Origin of the sequence: Shewanella sp. Isolate13, assembly GCF_022398325.1 — a bacterium.
Classification (GTDB): Bacteria; Pseudomonadota; Gammaproteobacteria; order Enterobacterales; family Shewanellaceae; genus Shewanella.
Map to the genome: position 1 here is coordinate 1 of NZ_JAKEVD010000054.1, position 19602 is coordinate 19602.

Sequence of the window (19602 nt, forward strand, 5' to 3'; positions counted from 1 at the left end):
ATTTACAAGCATTCACAGAGTAAATTGGTAATTTTTCTACCAGAAAAAACAACAATTAAACCAATATTAAAAACAAAAAAATTTTACTAATTTTTCGTTTGTTTGAGCTATATCAGGATTTTCGTCGCAGAGGTGGCGACTCTGTCACCGAGTTTGGTGGTCAGTTAGGTAGCGGCTAACTGTCACTTTAAACGATCAAGCTTTGCTTGATAAAGATCGTGGCTGTGCCACATTGGTAACGCATCAGGCTACGCCCGAATTTTAAGTTAGACTGCGTCTAACAACTAACGTCGCGGCGCTTCGCCCGCCCCCGATAGCTAATCAAGCTGTGCTTGATAGCATAACCATAAAAGACTCGATATATTTTTAGGCTGAGAGTTAGCACATAACAAAAGTGGTTCCAATGGCCTGCGGCCCGCGTATGTGGAGACACTTCTGAGGCACGCTCCAAGTACGTCTGACCTCCATGGACGGAGGGAATGCCAAATTCTGTATGGAACAGAATTGGCCCTGTAAGCTCTACGATGGCATCCATGCCATCAAAGGCCTCAGCTGTATCTGCACTAGGCTAGAACAGCACAACCTTTGGCATCAATCACTCTCAACTGAAAATTGAGAAAACAAAAAAGCCTTTATCCGAAGATAAAGGCTTTTGTTTTTTAGTCTGAGGCTGAAACTTAACTCAAATCTCAACCCCGACTAACACTTCCAAGATTAGTCTAAAGAAGACTATTTCTTTTTAGCGTATTCAGCTGCATTCTCACCAGCCATTCTACCGAAGGTCACGATATCAGAGATAGCGTTACCACCTAGACGGTTAGCACCATGAACACCACCAGTTACTTCACCTGCGCCATATAGGCCTGGGATAACTTGCTTCTTCGCATTCATGATTTCAGACTTAGAGTCAATCATCACGCCGCCCATAGTGTGGTGAACACCTGGAGTCACTTCGATTGCATAGTAGTTACCTTCGTTAAGGGCACGAGGTAGGTTAGGACGACCGAAGTCTTCATCTTTACCGCTCTTAACAAAGCTGTTGTAGCGAGCAACGGCTTCAGTCAGTGCTTTACCATCAATCTGTTCCATTTCACCTAGCTTAACTAAGGTATCAGCGCTTGGTGCAACACCTAGACCGATATACTTATCAATCTTGCTTAGCGACTTACGTACAGAGTCATCAAAGATTAGGAACGCAGACTTACCCGTTTGGTTCAAAATCGCTGCCGCAGCCTTGTCACGTGTGGTGATTTCGTTAACGAAACGCTTACCTTCACGGTTAACTAGAATTGCACCGTTACCACGAACCGCTTCAGTTACCATCACACCACCTTTAACAGATAGCGTTGGGTGAGCTTGGATGTACTCAAGATCTTTCATCGCCGCGCCAGCATTGCCTGCTACGTCGATACCGTCACCTGTTGCACCTGGTTGGTTAGTTGATACGAAGCCTTTTAGCTTAGGATCTAACTTAGATACACGCTCGTTGTTCTTAGCGAAACCACCTGTAGCTAGGATAACCGCGTCAGCTTTAATCCAGTAGTAACCCTTGTACATACCTTTAACTAGCAGACCTTTAACGTTACCTTTGTCATCTTTAAGGATTTCGATACCACGGGTGTTCATGCGCATATCGATATCACGCTTAACAGCGTTATCGTAAAGCACTTGAATGACGTGAGCACCAACACCAGCACCACCCGTTGGACGGTGTGAACGGTTAGCCGATGCACCACCCATACGACCTACGTCGTTAAGGTCAGCGCCCATCGCAGTTAACCAATCGACTGAACCTTTAGAGTGAGAAGTTAATACTTCTACTAGTGCAGGGTCGTTAATGTCACGGCCACCTTTCATGGTGTCTTTGTACATAGACTCGACGCTGTCTTTAATGCCTTTGGCTTTTTGCTGATCGGTCCAAGCGGCGTTCATACCACCTGCTGCAAGCTTAGCGTTACCACCAATAACAGGTTCTTTTTCAATTAGGATCACTTTAGCGCCGTGATCAAATGCAGATACTGCAGCAGAGAAACCTGCACCACCAGAACCAACAACCACTACATCAACTGTGTCACGTGGTGCTTCAGCAAGTGCCGCTTGACGGTCAGACTTGTCTTTTAGTAACTCATCGATGCTTGGCTCATGACGTTCCCACTTCTTAGTGTAAGGCATGTCAAAGTCAAAGCTATGGCAAGAGTCACAGTAAACCATTGATTTTTCGTGAGCGCTGTGACAAGAAGTACAAGCCACATCACCAGGGAAATGAGAGTCATGGGCATTGTAGTGCTCATGTTTAGTTTCTTCAGCAACTTCAGCCAATGTACCGTGACAAGATACACACTGGGCGTTCTCGTAAGTTAGGCTGTCGTTTGATAGCTCACCATCTGGCATATGGCAGCTATCACACTCTTGGTTTTCACCATGGAATTCTGCCAAGTTATCAGCTGCAATAGCATTAGACATCAAGCCAGCTGAGCCAAGAAGTGTTGCAATACACACTGCTTTCTTAAAGTTTTTCATCTCATTTCCTCACTTTTCATGACTGCCTTAGCAGCACTAAAAAGCCATCACGGTTAGATTTGACGGTCATAAGCGCCGTCTTAAATACTCAATTCGAGGTAATTGTCTGCCTGAAGCCTGCGCCCTTCAACAACATCTCCTGACAGGCTCAAGAAACTGAACACTCGATCACAGCTTGCAAAAGCGGTCATGCAAAGATGCATAACCTCATAGGTTGTTATGCAAAAATGCATAGTGAGCCGTTAACAAGATCACATCTCTTGTTCATGGCTCACCATTTGCAAAATAACCCGAGATAACACCAACGCTAAACGCGGCTAAACCAATGAATTTCAGCATGATTAAACTGTTATAATCAGCTAACTAATTCCTTAGCAAATCGAGAAACCCCGCACAGTTATCCTGCATAAGCTCATGCTAAGATTCGTTTATGAAAATATTTGTTAACTTAGTTTGCACGCTTTTTACGCTTTGTGTGCTTGGCTTGGCGGGGCTATCGCTGCCATTACATGCCGCAGAGCCCTATGAGAATCATAGTATAATCTTCGGCGTTCACTCTAAAACTGCACCACTAGAATGGCGCAACAATGGTGTAGATCAAGGTTTTAACCTTGAGCTGATGGATCGCATCGGCCAGCTTATGGGCAAACGCATCGTTATCCGCCGTAAGAGCTTCCAACAACTTTTAAAAGACGTGCACAACCGTGACTCACTCATTGATGTCATCGCCGTGGTCAGCCCGATTACAGTCGATAGAGAGCTGAGCCAATCTGATCCCATTTATGCCACCCACGCCAAGGCCTATACCTTGCAGGGAAAATCCTTTATCAACGGCTGGAATGATTTGGCAGGCAAACGCGTCGCCATCAAGAAAGGCGCCTTCGTCGATGTCTATATCTCAGGTAAAAAGCAGGATTTCACCCGTGTCGATGTCGACCTGTATGAAACCGGCTTTCAACTGCTGATTAAAGGTGAAGTCGATGTGGTGATCGCCGAGAACTTTGTCGCCAGACGACTCATGCCCCTGTATCCATCGATCCGTAGTTCAAGCGACCCGCTGATCTATGGCGCATTTAACTTTGTCAGCAACTATAAGAATGCTGAGATGATGGCACAGATCAACGATGCCCTAAGACAACTTAAGCTCTCCGGCGAATATGACCGTCTGGTCAATAAGTGGTTTGGTACTGGCCGCGAGAAGGTTGACCTTAACTCTGCGCAGAAAAAGATGCTGTCGCTGGCGATTTTTGTCAGCCTACTCTCCGCCGTCGGCATGCTGTTAACCGGCTTTATCAGCCTGAGCCTGCGCAAACGCTCCAAGGCGCTTAAGGTAGAGTTAGCCAATAGAGAGAAGGCCGAGCTCGCCATCTCAAATCTATCGAAACAGTTCCAGTCGGTACTCAACGGTATTCCCCACGGTGTCACCCTATTTAACCGTGATCTTGAATGTCTTTGGAGTAATGATAACAACAACGATCTGCTAACTAACCCCGATTTTCACTATATTGATGGTGAGACCTTTAACTTAGGCAACGCGCTCTGTGATGCCCTAGTCGAGCAAAAATCCCAAAAAGCCGATATGCAGATCAACAATCAGTATTGGCAGCTCCAGCTTCACCCAATTAGTAAGCAGCAGGTGGTCATATTACTCGAAGAAGCCACCGAGCAGCACAGGTTGCGTCAGGCTAACGATGAAGCCAGTCGACTCGCCTCACTCGGCGAGCTATCGGCGGGCATTGCCCATGAGATCAATAACCCCACCGGGATCATCATTCACTCGATAGCCTTTATCAGCGACGCCCTAAAAGATCTGTCGGAAGCGAGCAGTCATTACCAGAAACAGAACCCATTTTGGACGGTGGCAGGGCTATCACCGGATCTGGCCATGGGCGAATTGGACCTCAGCAGCAACTCGATAGAGGAAGGCGCTCAGCGAATTAGCCGTATCGTTAACGACCTTAAACGCTATGCGCTGCCGACCCTAGCCAACGAATACCGAGCGATTAACCTCAATGAAGTGGTCGAGGTTTCGTTACGTCTGACCGCCAATCAGACCAAGATTTTTAACGTGACGACCGATCTACTGACCCCAAGCCCAGTTGTTATGGGCGATGCGCAGCAACTGCATCAGGTACTGATTAATCTCATCCAAAATGCCTGTCATGCAATAAGGCAAGATGCCGACTGCTATGAGTGCAAGGAGCACATCAATATTAAGACCTGTGTCGAAGACAAACATATTTGCCTCGTCGTCAGTGATAAGGGCTCGGGCATGGATAGCGCGACACTACAACGCATTACCGAACCTTTCTTTACCACCCGCCGCTCAAGCGGTGGCAGTGGTTTAGGGCTTTCCGTGTGTAGCCGCATCATTAAAGAGCACAAGGCCGACATGCAGATCACCTCACGGCTTGGCAAAGGCACTGTGATAAAAATACGCTTTCCATTGGAGTACTGATTGCGTGACTAAAAGTGCCGTGACTCAAAGGCGAATTAGCATTGACTCATCATTGTGCCTTGAGATGAACAGCCTAAGAGGCTCTGAACAGAACAGATATTTTATAGGACTGGTATCACATGAAACTTGCTAGAAATATTCTCCTTGTTGACGATGAAGCGTCTTGGCTTAGAACGCTTTCCATTACGCTTAATCGTCTCGTGCCAGAAGCGACGATCGATACCTGTGTCGACAGTCGCCAAGTGATGAGCCGCTTACAGACAGGGGATTACGCTTTAGTGCTGCTTGATCTGACCATGCCGTTTCACTCCGGTGAAGACTTACTTGAGATGATCCGTAAAGAGTTTCCTAAGACCCGCGTCATCATAGTGACTGGGGTCAACGAGGTCGACACCGCAGTACGCTGCATTAAAAACGGTGCCTATGACTACTTTATCAAGACCGATAATGTCGATGATCTGGCGCGCACCGTGCGCCGCGCGCTTGAAGTCGTCGGCCTCGAGCGTAACTACCTGCGGATCAAAGAGAGCTTCTTAAGCCGCACCTTAAATCGCCCCGATGTGTTTAATAACATCCTCACCTGCGAGCCTGCGCTACTGGATCAGTTTCGCTATCTGGAGGCGGTGGCCCTAAGCCCTGAGCCCATCCTTATTCAAGGCGAAAGCGGCACAGGTAAAGATGAGTTCGCCAAGTCTTGCCATCAGCTTATCTGCGCCGATGCCCCCTTTGTCAATGTGAATTTAGCGGGGATCAGTACCTCGGCATTCGAGTTGCAGCTATTCGGTCAACTCCACACAGGCGAAGACGGCCAGATCAGCGCCCAAGCCGGGGTATTGCATCAGGTGCAGTCTGGCCTGCTGTATCTAAATGAGATTGGTGACTTGCCCATCGAAGCCCAAGCTAAGCTTGTCGATGTGATTGAACATAAGCAGTATTACCCAATCGGTAGTGACAGAGCCTATCCGGTACTGTGTAAGATTATCACCTCAACGCAGCACGATCTATTGGCGCTGAATCAGGCTGGAAAATTCAGAAGCGATCTGCTCTATCGCCTGCGCTCACACACCATCAAGCTGCCACCGCTAAGACAGCGTAAGCTGGATCTGTCTATGCTGATCAACCACTTCATAACCCTTGCCGCCAAAGAGATGGGACTGTCAGAGCCACAGCAACCCGCCTCCCTTGCTCAGCAGCTCAGTGAATATGATTTCCCTGGCAACCTGCACGAGCTTAAAGGCATGGTGTTTGACGCCGTGAGTCGCAGTGACGGCATCCTACTGAATATCACCCCCTTTATGGAGGCGATAAACCAGAGTAAACCGAGTAGTAGCAGCGACTGCGACCAGCTTATCTTCCCTAAGAATCTGCCGACATTGGCCCAGATGAGTGACGCGCTCATTCAAGAGGCGATGAACCGCACCGCCAATAACCAAACCGCTGCGGCGCAGATGCTTGGCATAAGTCAGAGTGCGTTGAGCCGGCGCATCACTAAAGAAAAGTAAGAACAAAAACAAGAAAAGCTAGAAAACAAAAATGCCAGCAAGTTGCTGGCATTTTTAATCTTCAAACAATAAGTGCGAGTCTGTTGTCGCTAAGCTTAAACTCAGATTCAGGCTTGGGCTTGAGCCTGTACTTGTGTTTGAGCTTGAGCCGGAGCCAACTTAGCGTCAGCATCCTTTTCGGTTTCATTCACTATGGTCAGTACCGCGGTGTCACCCACTACGTTACACGAGGTCAGTACCATATCAATTAGACGGTCTAGCGCTGCAACAATTGCGAACGCTTCGATAGGTAGCCCCATCTGATGGATAAGCACACCAATCATCACCATGCCGCCGCCAGGTACACCACCCGCGCCAACAGACAGTAAGAAGATACTAAATAGCAATGCAGGTAGCTGCTCCATCGAAATAGGCGCGCCAAATGCGTTAGCAACGAAGAAGATAGCGATAGTGATATAAATTGATACGCCGCCCATGTTCATGGTCGCGCCTAGCGGTACACCAAAGCCAGCAACAGAGCGATTAACCCCTAGCTTTTCAGTTAGCGTACGCATAGTTACCGGGATGGTCGCATTAGAACTCGCCGTCGACAGTGAAAATAAAATCTGTTCGCGGGTCTTAGCGCGGAACTCTTTAGCTGAAGTTTGAGTAAACAGACCAACGGCGAATGGGTAGACCACAAAAATCCACAGCAGTAATAGGCCGATGATCAGCGCTAGGTATTCGACCACACTGCCAAAGATTGCCGCTTCCAATGTCGCGCCTAGCTTTAGCATCAGCGCAAAGACACCGATAGGCGCCAGCTGCATCACCACACTGATCAGCTTCATCATGATCTTGTTTGCCACTTGGAAGCCGTTTACCGCGCTTTGCGCCGCTTCACCAAGAGACTTAATCACGCCGCCAAGTAGTAACGCCATAAAGATAACTTGTAGCATGTTACCCGAACCAAATGCCGTAATCGGGTTGCTCGGTACGATACTGACAATCAAATCGACTAGGTTAGGTAGCTCTGTCGCCACGATATCGACGCCGCCACCGCTAGACATATCTACGCCCTTGCCTGGAGCAAGCAACAGTGCCACGCCTAATGCAGCGAAAATCGCCACTAAGGTGTTGATGATATAGAAGCCGAATGTCTTGCCGCCTAAGCGGCCGAAACTATTGAGATCTTTAAGCTCGCACACGCCGCAAACGATACTGACGAAGACCAGCGGTACCACTAGCATCATGATCATATTGACGAACATAGTGCCTGCGCCTGAGGCTAGCTCGACGATTGTGCCAGAGAAGAAGCTGATATCAGCGAGAAAGTATTGGATGATAGAGCCAAAAATAAGCCCTGAAAAAAGACCGATAAAGATCCGGGTCGAAAGTGATTTTTTCATTTGCTTGCCTTATTGGGACATGTCTTAGCGCATGCCTTCTATTGCCTTCAATCTTGATGAAAACTTGATTTCCATCTCATTGTGCAGGGATAGTGAAACATGCTGGCAAGAATTTCAATCTAAAAGGGCAAAATAGTTTTTGAAACAGCTTGGTAACCCAGCCAGAAGCAACCACCTAAACCACTGATTCTAAACAATTTAGATTACCCGAGGATACAACCCACCTAGACGCAACTTTTACATCGACAACATATCTGCATCATTTTAAGAACGAAAACTTAAAAAGAATACAGTTGAAAACACCACCGCGCCGACCTGCAGCAGAATTAAAAGCCACGCAAGACGGCGAAAAGGGTATTTATCGTTACATATCGGCAAACACACCGATTAATGCTCATAAAAAAAGCACCTTAAAAGGTGCTTTTTCTTGGCGGTTTATCCGTCAATTAAAACGCTATGCCAGAGCGCTCAAACAAAGTGCTCAAACAGAATGCTATGCTAGCCACAGCTCCACATCTTTAATGATGAAGTTACCGCTATAAACCGGGTCGGGCTCACCGATATGCTCAAGTTCGAAGTAGCTTCTATGCTCTTCGGGTAGGCCCTCATAGCCGCAGATCACCTGATACAACCAGGACTCTCTATCCCAAGGGAGTTGCTGCTCATCTAGGTACTCTAGCGCCGACTGACTCTTACCCGAATCAATCACCGCGCAGAAATAGCCATCAACCGCCAGCTTAAGCGGATTATCAGGAATGTCGAAATCTTCTGCTTGGGTAAGATCAACCGAGACATCTTGCTCACGCACAGCACCCACATCATTTAAGCGATCGATACGCTTAATGTTAGAGACAATTTCAAGTAGCTCAGGCTCTAAGCTATGGTTATGCACATCCACAGATGCCGGAGCCAACAGCGGCTCGGCGATATTAAACAGTGCCGGGAGTTGCTTGTGACTCACATGATCGGCAGGTTTGTAGTCTGGATGCAGATCGGTATACAGCAACCAGCCTTTTAGCAAACGGGTACGACCACGGATTTGACGGAAACGACCCAGTAGCTCTAGCAGACGCGCCTGCACCACACTGAGCTCTTGAGTACAGTCACTCAAAGTTTCCTGCAGTGTGGTCACCAGCAGCTTTCTCAGCTCGCGAATATCGCCGGCTATCTCACCGAGTTCGCTAAACTGGAACATCTCAAGGCCGTTTAGCAACTCGGAGACTTGGCTCTGGGCCAGCTCGTTCTCACGGATTTTAGCGTTGATACTGCCGACATAACCAAACTCGTTGTTGATACGGCTCCACAGCACACGGATAGAGTAGCGTAGACCATCGGCGAAGCTATAAACATGCTCACTCAAGTCGGCAAGGTAAGCCTCTGAGGCACTGAAATCCACATTATGGCGCGCCTCTTTATAGTGGTCGGCCAAGGTCTTGATGGTAGCTAGGGACGAGCCCACATTAGAGTCAATTTGCCGATTACGCTCATCGCTCAAAGCCTCTTCCAGTAAGGCACGCACCGAACGCTTCAACCGCAGTTCTTGCTCAGGCTCGGGTCGCCACAGAATGTCGCTCTTTTGCAGTTTATCGATGGCTTGAGCGTTACTCTCATCGACCGAGACTGAGCCCGATAAGTAAACGTCCATCACCAGCTCTGCATGGCGTCCAAGCTGTTTTAGCAGCTTAACACCGGCTTGGTGTAAGTTACTGCTCATATTAGATCAGATCCCTTTGAGTGGCGGTTTCAGCTTGGGCTTCAAGGCTTAAGCCTTCGGTCTCATCGATAAAGCGGATCACCTCATACAGGTAATCGAGCTTACCGGTAGCGATATAGATCTGCTTTTCGCTATTCGGGCGAGTCAGGTAACCGAGTTCGACTAAGCGCTTAAACACCAGCTTGATTTGCGCATCAACATTGGTACTGGTTGAGCCAAATAAGCGGTAATGGCTGATTTTCGCCAGCTGCTCACGAAACGCTGGCGTATCTTCGATACGGGTCTGCAGCTCGGTTAAGCGCACGGCAACACCTTCAGATAGCGGTGCATCTTGGCCGCTGCCCTCTTGCACCAGTACCAGCCACTCCACCAGCGGGATCAGCGCATTACAGATATCTTTAAACTGCGATGAGATCACCTTGCGCTCACCATCGCCTAGCTGCTGATAGCCACAGAAGAAGACTTCACCTTCACCCGCCGAGCCTATGGTGCGATTGATCTGATTTAAGTACTGCTCAACATAGTCACGAGTCGATGGGCTTTTCAGTGCGCGCCAGCCGTCTTCATCAGTAGTGCGACAGATAAACTGACCTTTGAGTAAACGTTCAATAAGGGCGCTAGTGCCAACGATGGCGGTTTCGGTTGCTTGGCTCATTACACAGCCTCCTGAGTGCGACGCTGATTAAGTTTCTCGGCGATCGGATTAACTTGAGGCTTAACTACCTGCAGTTTCTTAGTTTGTTTGTTGATGATGTAACGGTTCGAAAACAGGTTCAGTACCTCAGACTCAGGGTTGGGGAACGCCCCCAATACTGAGATATTGTTGTTCTCACAGGCATCGAAAATCTTCTTCACGTTACCGTGGTGTAAGGTACCGAGCTCATCGATCGGCCAATGGATGGTCACCTCGGCGCGGCCACGCAGTAGACGGGTAAACGCCAGCAGGAACTTACATAAGATCAGGTAAGCCATACCGTGACTCGATGACTCGTTTAGCTGTCTGTCGGTGCGGATAACTAAGTCGCTATTGCCCTCTTTTAGGCGCAGCTCAATCTCAAGCAGCTTAGCGATACCACCAGAGAGTGCGGCGCGGCCGATAATGTCTAACGCGCGGCGCATGCTGTTGGTGTAATCTTCACCTGGCAAGTCGTTAAAGCCATCGGCCTTCCAACGTTTAAATGCCTTAACAAATAGCTCTAGCTCAGGCCAGAACTCTAGTTCGCTGATGCGTGAACGAATTTTAACCGCAGATTCTGATACGCCATCGAGGAACAGCTCCTCACCCACTTCACGGGTAATGCGCGCACTTTGTGAGGCGATGCGGCGGTCGATATCGGCCAGTACATCGTAGAAGGCAGTTAAATCGACACCAAAAATTCGCCCCTGCTCACGCAGCGCCATAATTGACTGCGGCACCATCACGTTAAGTAACTGCTCTAGCTGTGGCACTAACTTGCGGTAATCAAGAATACGGATGCCTTTGTCATTAACAAAGCTCGACTCTTCACGGGCTCGCTCCCAAGTCTCCGATAACCCTGAACCTGATTTACTGGCGATCACCGAGTCGAAGTGCTCAACATACTGCTTGACCGAGCCCATCAATGAGTCGCGTTTCAGTAGCTGATCTTCACCTTGGCGTAGACGCTCAGACAGACTGCCCTGAGCATCATCGTTACTGGCTGGTAGCTTAAGCTCACTCAGTTTACGCATTACGCTGCGCAGCTTAGTTAAGTTTTCTGAGGCTTCAATCTGCACCGCATCGGATTGCTTACGCTCACTGTCTAGCTCGTTGCGTTTAGCCTTAACTTCATTAGCCTTACTCTTAAGTTGCTGCTCCAGATCTAGGCTGGCGTGTTTGACCTTACTTAGCTCCGATTGCAACTTAGGCTTGCGTTTAAGCCAAGTGTGCTGATACCAGTCGTCGTAACGTAGCACTTCGCTGCGGCGCTGCTCCGCCTTGCTGATATTGCTCTCGAGGGTGCGAATTTCGGCCTTAAGGGCGACGATTTTAGCTTCGTCGACACCACGAGATTTAAGCTCGTTTTTGTACCACTGCTCACAGGCCTTCTGCTCACTTGCTGCGTGCTCACGGCGGTTTTGAATGTTGGCTTTCACTTGGTTTAGCTGGCTGTCTAACGCACCAACCACTTCTTGCCAGTAGGCATTCTTCTCCATGCGCGCTTCAAGCGCCTGCTCTTTTTGCTCTTCTAACCACTCTTGCTGCTGACCCTGAAGCTGCTTGATATCGCTGTCGATACGGGCAAGCTGCTTCTGCGAGGCGGATTTACGCTCGTTCAGTGCAAGGTTAATCTTCTCCTGCTCGGCGCGTTTATCATCAAATAGGCGGCGTAAGTCATCACGGCTATTTTTGTAAGCCGTGCGGGCAAAGGTCAGCTCACGCAGTAACTTATCTAGCTCTGTGTTGCTGGCAACTAAGATATCTTCCGCTTCGGCTTGCAGTTCTTTGGCGCTAGATAGCGCCTCTTCAGCGGCGGCATGTTTAACTCTTAGCTCTTGCTCTGAGGCGGCATATTCTGGCGCGTCGATGGCTTTTAAGTCCAGCGCGATACCGTATAAGGCTTCTAAGTTTTCACTGCTAATGCTTGGGTGTAGATCGCTGCGGTGCAGTAGCTCAGAGTTAATCACCTTACCTAAGGTATTTTCCCAGCCAGCGGCTTCTTTACGTAAGAATTCCAGCAAAGTATGCGACTGCGGGAACAGCATATGAGTCAGCTCTTCGAGCTCACTCTGGCGCTCAGTCACGCGAATGCCAGCAACACGCAGACTCTCGTTAGCCTGATCGCGCTTGGCTCTCAGCTTGCGCTCTTCACTCGATAGACGGTCCACCTTGGCATTACAGGCTTCCTGCTCTTCATCGGCGCGGGATATACGCTCATCGAATACCGCTAGCGCCAGTTTTTCCTCTTCAGAGTAAGTCACGCTGTCGACGCGCACCTTAAGCTCGGCGGCATTGACCTTAAGCTGATAGGCTTGCTCGCTAAACTGCGCCTGACCTTTCTCGGTCGACTCGCGCCACTGCGCCTCTAGTTCGGCAAGCTCAGTGCGGCCAATCTCTCTTTGTTTGTCACGGGATTCACGCAGGCTATCTTGTTCTTGATGTAGGTTTTCTAACTCGCGGTTAAGACCTTCACCAATCTTGCTGCGACGGGCATTGTAGGCCGCTTCAATATCTTGATGCTTCTCGGTTTGCAGCTTATGACGCTCGCTTAGGTTCTCTAAACTGCCGCGCCAGCTTGGAAGCTGCTCTAGATCTAATTTGGCCTGCTCGATATCGGCGTCTTGGAAGCTGGCATGCTGATCTTCAATCGAGTCCAGCTCATGTTCGCACTTAGCCACATCGCCCTTGGCGGCAGATAGATCGAGGTTAAGCTCGTCACGTTGCTCTTTCCACTCGTCATCGAGTTGACGCAGCTGAGCATTGAGAGCCTTAGACAGGTCTTGATGATGCTCTTGGCGCTCAATTTCGGTGGTTTCATCTTTGCTGTAGCCACGGCGCAGACTGGCAAGACGCTGCTCGGTGCTCAGCAGCTGGTCAAACTCCTGCTCGAGTTTTTCAAACTCTGGGCGAATTTGCTCAAAGCCTTGAATGAGCTGACTCTCACGGATCCAAGCTTCGACGCGTTGCGGGTTAAGGCGTGAACTTGGCGGGTTAACCCCGTCCTCTTCCAAGATGGCGGCAATCATCGACTTGATGGTTTCCATCTTGCCCTCTTTCGAGTGCACCGCCTTGGCCAACTTTTCGATATGGCGTAGTGAATGCTCGGCTTCACACAAAGAGAACTGACGCGCGTAGTTACGCAGCTCATTGCGGTTACTGCCCGTGCTCAGTAGCGCACGGTCGTTTTGGATAATAGCCCTAAATTCACGGGTATTAAGCAGGTTAGTCACTGCCACACCGGCGCGCTTCATCTCTCGACCAAGTTCAGCCATGGTGAAGCATTGAATGCTATCGCCCTGCTTAGTCTTGATGTAATCCTCAAGCTCGAAGCCCTTGGCAATAAAGCGGTAGTTCACCCCTTTACCGTCACCTGCTGACGCCAACACCGCTTGGTAGGCTAGACCATCTGACTTGATATATTCATAGATGATAAAGCTTGAATCATGGGGCAGGTACCAACGCTCGAAACTGTCACGGGTTGATGGCACCACTCGACTCGGGTATTCACCATAAAAAACCGGAACCAGACGCTGCAGTGTGGTTTTACCCGATGCGTTAGTACCACAAATATTGGTGTGGCCATCCAGGGCCAGTTCTACCACACCAGGTAGATGAGTATCGATAAGTATGATGCGATTTAAGCTTGGCATTGCATTCCTTAATCCAAACAGAGCCGTAACGGTAAGCGCTGTGGGCTTACATTAAGCTAAAATTGTCAGGTCTAATGTTAGAGCTAATATTAAGGCTAATATTAGGGCTATAAAAAATTTTGATGGTCACTAAATTAAAGGAAAGCGCCACGCTTGGCAATTATGCCAAAGTGACTAAAGCGGCGGTTTCTGTGACCAAATATCAGAAGCGAGATCATACGCCATTTTTAGGCATTTTAATGCTCAATCAATCGGCAGTTAACAGGCGACAGCATCATCTACAATCTTTAGCTTTTTCGAAAAACAGCCAATAAAAAGCCCACCTCACTATTGATGAGATGGGCTCTATTTCTAGCATTGATAATTCACTGAACTTTCAAGGTTTTTCGCTTGTTAAAGCCAATAGCCTTGAGCGGTCTATTTCAATAGTAGCCTTAAGCCAATGAGCTTTGGGTCGCTAATGCTTGCTGCTTGGCAAAATATTTGCGGGTCTCTTTTAAGATCACATGCCTTAAACCAATCAGTGCAATCAAGTTAGGAATAGCCATCAAACCGTTAACGGTATCGGCTAGCATCCAGATAAGATCTAAGTGAATGAAGGCGCCACCGGCAATCAGGGCTAAGAAGGTAAATTGGTAGATCTTAATGCCTTTCTCACCCAGACGACTATCGGTTAGGTAATACCAGCAGCGCTCGCCGTAATAATGCCAACCTAAAATGGTGGTAAAGGCAAAGCACACTAAGGCAATGGTGACCACGTATTGACCAACAACTTCTGAACCACTAGCGGCAAATGCCGCACTCGTCATGGCCGCACCGGCTGCATCACCGCTCCACACACCGGTAATAATCAGTACCAGACCTGTCATGGTACAGATTAAAATCGTATCGAAAAAAGTACCTGTCATGCTCACAAGCCCCTGCTCTACAGGCTCATTGGTTTTAGCCGCAGCAGCAGCAATAGGCGCACTACCTAGACCCGACTCATTAGAGAACACCCCGCGAGCAATACCGATCTGCAGCGCTTGAGCAACCGTTGCCCCGAGGAAACCACCCGCCGCAGAGATAGGGGTAAAGGCTGAGTGAAGCACTAACTCAAACGCTGGAATGATTTGATCAGAGAAGGTAAACAGTACCCACATACAAGCCAGCACATAACCGAGCGCCATGCTTGGTACTAGCTTTTGCGCCACGTTAGCGATGCGCTTTACACCGCCCAGTGTCACCGCAGCGACCATTAGCGTTAAGATCACCGCCGTTACCCAAGATGGCACCTCGAAGGCGATAGTCATAGCATCACTGATGGCATTAACCTGAGCAAAGGTACCGATGCCGAAGAAGGCCACACCCACACCGAAGATGGCGAAGATTTTAGCTAACCACTTAAGCCCTAAACCACGCTCGATATAATACATAGGGCCGCCAGCGATATTACCGCGAGCGTCTGTGGTGCGGTACTTCACCGCTAGCATACACTCGGCGTACTTAGTTGCCATCCCAAAAAAGGCTGCTAGCCACATCCAAAACAGCGCGCCGGGGCCACCAATTTTAATTGCGGTGGCCACGCCGACGATATTACCGGTACCGATAGTTGCCGACAGCGCAGTACATAACGCGGCAAAAGAGGATAGATCGCCCTTACCGGTTGCAGGTTTAAACAGTAAACCTAAAGCCATAGGCAGCTTAAACACTTGAATCAGTTTGAGTCTAACGGTGAGATAGAGGCCGGTTCCAACCAATAAGCACAGGGTAATAGGTCCCCAGACAATGGCATTGATGTCGGCTAAAAGCGCGTGAAAATTCATGATATTCCTCGAGTATTAAACAACAAAACTCTCTAAATAAGAGTTATTAATAATCGGAGGAGGAAAAGAAATGGCTGTTGCAGATCACCGACGGATGCAACGAGCGATAGACTCGGCCTGACTTCACTTAAGCGTAAGGTAGGCAGAAAAAGGCGCAGCGACAAACGACAGTGACTTTATGTAGCTAATAAGAGCTAGCACAGTCATCCTCTCCTCTGTCCTTTTGCCTGAGCGTTTCGCGTTAACTCATAGCTGGGTTTAATAGCTGAGCTAACACTTTCGCCTTCGGCGCTGTGTGACAATTAAGCTTACGAACACTTAGCTGCTCACAGTCTCTCCAGAGGCTCGTCCAGTAACAGTCCTCACCACTATGTGGCACCTGAAAGAGTGCTTTGTTTAGCGTAAAGCCTAACAAAGTTGCCTCGTCGGTGTGGGGTTACTCCCCACTCTCCTGCTACCTTCATCCGAACGGATCCCAATCCTTATCTAACCATTAGGGTCAGCAAGCGATAGGGACAGATAGAATGCTCCCTCATCGCATTTGCAGCAAGTGAGCTTAGTCACATTTTTAATCTTAACCGTTCATTTGCGCGTTTTTGATACGAATCGATGCTATTTTGGGCTATAGCCTAGACTGAAAACAAAAAGCCACTCAAGCAAAATTGCGTTAAGTGGCTTTAAATGGATTCTAAAATGAACGGCGGTCTAAACAGTTAACCGAAGGCAACCCTACGACTCTCATAGGCATCACACATCTGTTGCGCCGCTTCCTCTTCATAGGGGCGTAAGCCACTCATCACCAAGGTCTTCACGCCACTGCCCACCACAGTATCACCACTGAGTAACTCAAAGGTCAGTGTCACATCGCCGCGCTTACCTTCAATCTGTAAGTCTTGCTTAACCAGCTTTAAGCTGACTTCGGTAAAGTCTAAGGTGGTTAAGTCAAACGACATGCTTTCGTAGATCACAAGTGGGCGCGCAGGGTTAATCATCATCTGATGCTGCTTCATCATAGGCACTAAGATGTGCATGAAATTTAGCCCTGAGAACGCCACATACTTACGAATAAACGACTCAATTTGCGTCTCACAGTGACGCACATCGCCGCTGCGATGCACTTCGAGATAGCACTTATCTTTATCATCTCGAATATCAAAGTCTTCCGCGACCATGTCAGGAAACTGCAGTTTAACCCCATCGCCGACCATACCAGCGAAGTTAAAGGTCATCTTCTGGCTTAAACCATACTCGTTGAGTACCAAGGCAAAAAGCAGATCCCCAGGCACACAAAAACGCTTAACCGCAACATCATGGATAGGATTGAAGTCTTGTGCGACGCCTTTGGCAAAATCACTCGCCTGGGCAGGAGTGATAGATACAGATTGATTTTCTTTTTGAAAATAAGAACTTAAAAACATATTCACTCAAACATCTTGTTAGCCATAAAAATGACCCGACAGTGTATACCAAGATTTGATTTTGACTCACCCGATGACTTGCTCACTCATAGCCTCGCCCCACTAGGCTCCTTGTTAACAAATGTAAAGAACTACCGCATTAAGTTAATTTTAAGAGTTGAAGAATAGGATTCAACGCAAATGATAATCAATCCCATTAACATTTAATGGGTCATTCGAAGTTATATCCAATACGGAGCTCCTATGTCACACCGTAAAACACGTTCTTTAAGTCTACTTTCAACTGCACTGCTCACTGCCCTTTCGCCTCAATTAATGGCGCAGGAGTCAGGCTCCCAGCCGACCATGGAGCAGATCAGTATCTTTGGTAAGCAAAACCCGCTCAATACCGTGCCTGGTAGTGCACACCTCATCAATCAAGCTGAGCTGGATACCTTCAAATATACAGATATCATGCGCACACTCGCGAGTATCCCTGGGGTCTATATTCAAGAGGAAGATGGCTACGGTTTAAGACCTAACATAGGTATGCGCGGCACCGGACAGAACCGCTCAGAAAAAATTACTATCATGGAAGATGGTGTCTTGGCAGCGCCAGCCCCCTACGCCTCTCCCGCCGCCTATTACTTCCCTACACCTGGCAGAATGCAATCTGTTGAGATCCTAAAGGGAAGTTCAACCGTTAAGTACGGGCCAAGAACCACAGGCGGGGTAATCAATATGCTCTCCCGCCAGATCCCTGAAGAGGAACTAGCGGGCAAGCTCGATGTTGCAGCTGGGCAAGATGGCTTCGGTAAGCTCCACGCCTATGCCGGTGGGCAGGGTGAACGAGTCGGTGCCGTAGTGGATCTCTATCGTTATCAAGCCGATGGCTTTAAAGATATCAACGGTGTGGGTGGCAACACTGGATTTGAAAAGAACGATGCACTTGCAAAAGTAAGCATTCGCTCTGCTGATGATGCTAAATATGCGCAGGTGTTGGAGTTTAAGCTGAAATACTCAGATGAAGTCTCAAATGAGACCTACATGGGCTTAACCGATGCCGATTATGAAACGACACCCTATGCTCGCTACTCAGCTTCGCAAAAAGATGTGATGAACACTGAGCATAAACAGCTACAGATAAACCATATTATCGACTTTAGCGATAACCTCAGCCTTGGCACAACCGCCTACTACAACGACTTTGCCCGCAACTGGTATAAGGCCGATAAAGTTGATGGACTCAAACTCAGTCAAGGTGGTGTAGAAGCCGCCTCTGAATTTGATAACAACCCATCAAGGGCGTCAATGGATGTACGCGTTAAAGCCAATAACCGTAGCTATATCTCACAGGGTATTCAGACTGAACTTAACTGGTACCTCGATAACCATGATCTGGCCTTCGGCGCTCGCTACCATGAAGATGAGATGGATAGATTCCAGTGGGCGGATCATTATGATCTAGATTCAAATCAGGTGATGACATTAACCGAGAGCGGCATTCCCGGCAGCGACTCTAACCGCGTAGATAGCGCCGAAGCCTTAGCCCTCTACGTACAAGATAAGATCCAGTTAGGGGATTTTAACATTACCGCTGGCGTTCGCTATGAAGATGTAAAGACTAACCGCACCGACTGGGGTAAAGAGAACCCAGGCCGTGACGGTCAGCCAAATAAAGATATCGACAACAGTTTCTCGGCAACCTTACCTTCACTCTCGGCAACCTATCAGGTAAACAGCGACTTCTTAGTACTCGCCGGAGTTCAGAAAGGCTTCGCCCCCGCCTCTCCAGGCAATGCCGATAAAAAAGAGGAGCAGAGCTGGAACTATGAGGCCGGCGCCCGTTACAACACAGGCGAGTTTAGCTCCGAGGCTATCTTCTTCTACAGCGATTACAGCAACATGCACGGCGAATGCACGGCATCTATCGGTTGTGATGATGACAATATTGGTAATCAATACAACGGCGGCGAAGTTGACGTTAAGGGATTAGAGCTAAGCTTGGCTTATAGCTTCAATACTCAAAATGACATCAGCTTTCCAGTAAAGCTTGCCTATACCTACACAGATGCCGAGTTTGCTAACAGCTTCGAGTCTGATTTCGACCCATGGGGTGATGTGAAAAAAGGAGACAAACTTCCCTATATCGCCGAAAACATGCTATTTGCCTCGGCCGGAGTCAAAGTCGATAGTTGGGAACTGACTGTTGCAGCCCGATACACCGATGATATACGCACCAAAGCAGGCCAAGGTGAAATTGCGCAAGAGAATTTAATCAAAGCCAAAACCATTGTCGACTTATCGGGCCGCTATTTCATCAGTGAATCCCAGGAGCTTTACCTCACCGCAGAGAACTTATTCGATGAAAAATATGTCACATCGAAAGTCTATGGTTCCAACTTTGTTGGCAAGCCGATGACCGTTTCAGTGGGATATGCGTATAAATTTTAACCAAAACAACGGCAACACTGCTCAAACCTTAAAAT

The 19602-nt window shown here is 48.3% G+C and carries 11 protein-coding genes and 1 riboswitch; of the genes, 4 read left to right on the plus strand and 7 right to left on the minus strand.

The window, feature by feature from the left end; genetic code table 11:
- Window positions 1–729: 729 nt before the first annotated feature.
- On the minus strand, window positions 730–2520 hold the full coding sequence (locus tag L1D44_RS20820) for a flavocytochrome c (RefSeq protein ID WP_275660552.1): 1791 nt from the start codon (window positions 2518–2520) through the stop codon (window positions 730–732).
- Window positions 2521–2950: 430 nt separating this feature from the next.
- Here L1D44_RS20820 and L1D44_RS20825 point away from each other — a divergent pair, with 430 nt between their 5' ends.
- Window positions 2951–4978 (plus strand): transporter substrate-binding domain-containing protein, encoded by a 2028-nt coding sequence (locus L1D44_RS20825; RefSeq protein WP_239893127.1) that lies wholly within the window; start codon window positions 2951–2953, stop codon window positions 4976–4978.
- 119 nt (window positions 4979–5097) lie between these two features.
- Entirely contained in the window at window positions 5098–6480 is a 1383-nt protein-coding gene (locus L1D44_RS20830; RefSeq protein ID WP_239893128.1) for a sigma-54 dependent transcriptional regulator, read from the plus strand.
- A gap of 107 nt (window positions 6481–6587) precedes the next feature.
- On the opposite strand, the gene L1D44_RS20835 is transcribed toward L1D44_RS20830, so the two are convergent.
- Window positions 6588–7868: a dicarboxylate/amino acid:cation symporter gene (locus L1D44_RS20835; protein ID WP_239893129.1), complete on the minus strand. Its 1281-nt coding sequence runs from the start codon at window positions 7866–7868 to the stop codon at window positions 6588–6590.
- A gap of 293 nt (window positions 7869–8161) precedes the next feature.
- On the opposite strand from L1D44_RS20835, the gene L1D44_RS20840 reads away from it, so the two are divergent.
- Entirely contained in the window at window positions 8162–8410 is a 249-nt protein-coding gene (locus L1D44_RS20840) for a hypothetical protein (protein ID WP_239893130.1), read from the plus strand.
- Here the strand turns inward: L1D44_RS20840 and L1D44_RS20845 are convergent.
- The 5 genes from L1D44_RS20845 to L1D44_RS20865 all read right to left on the minus strand — a co-directional run bounded on the left by L1D44_RS20845 (window position 8362) and on the right by L1D44_RS20865 (window position 17134).
- Complete coding sequence (locus L1D44_RS20845; protein WP_220767993.1) at window positions 8362–9582, minus strand: phosphoenolpyruvate carboxylase; 1221 nt, start codon at window positions 9580–9582, stop codon at window positions 8362–8364. The two genes, L1D44_RS20840 and L1D44_RS20845, sit on opposite strands and share 49 nt — an antisense overlap.
- A gap of 1 nt (window position 9583) precedes the next feature.
- Complete coding sequence (locus L1D44_RS20850) at window positions 9584–10237, minus strand: hypothetical protein (RefSeq protein ID WP_239893131.1); 654 nt, start codon at window positions 10235–10237, stop codon at window positions 9584–9586.
- The gene (locus L1D44_RS20855; RefSeq protein ID WP_239893132.1) at window positions 10237–13911 is read right to left on the minus strand and encodes an ATP-binding protein; all 3675 of its coding nucleotides are present in this window, start codon (window positions 13909–13911) and stop codon (window positions 10237–10239) included. Before L1D44_RS20855 ends, L1D44_RS20850 begins: the two co-directional genes overlap by 1 nt.
- 434 nt (window positions 13912–14345) lie before the next feature.
- Window positions 14346–15716 carry a sodium:alanine symporter family protein gene (locus L1D44_RS20860; protein ID WP_239893133.1) on the minus strand — a complete coding sequence of 457 codons (1371 nt, stop codon included), beginning with the start codon at window positions 15714–15716 and terminating at the stop codon, window positions 14346–14348.
- Window positions 15717–15921: 205 nt separating this feature from the next.
- A riboswitch (glycine riboswitch) is annotated at window positions 15922–16067 on the minus strand.
- 362 nt (window positions 16068–16429) lie between these two features.
- Window positions 16430–17134: a DUF3581 domain-containing protein gene (locus tag L1D44_RS20865; protein WP_239893134.1), complete on the minus strand. Its 705-nt coding sequence runs from the start codon at window positions 17132–17134 to the stop codon at window positions 16430–16432.
- Between the two features lie 243 nt (window positions 17135–17377).
- On the opposite strand from L1D44_RS20865, the gene L1D44_RS20870 reads away from it, so the two are divergent.
- Window positions 17378–19567: a TonB-dependent receptor gene (locus L1D44_RS20870; protein ID WP_239893135.1), complete on the plus strand. Its 2190-nt coding sequence runs from the start codon at window positions 17378–17380 to the stop codon at window positions 19565–19567.
- The last annotated feature ends 35 nt before the right edge of the window (window positions 19568–19602 follow it).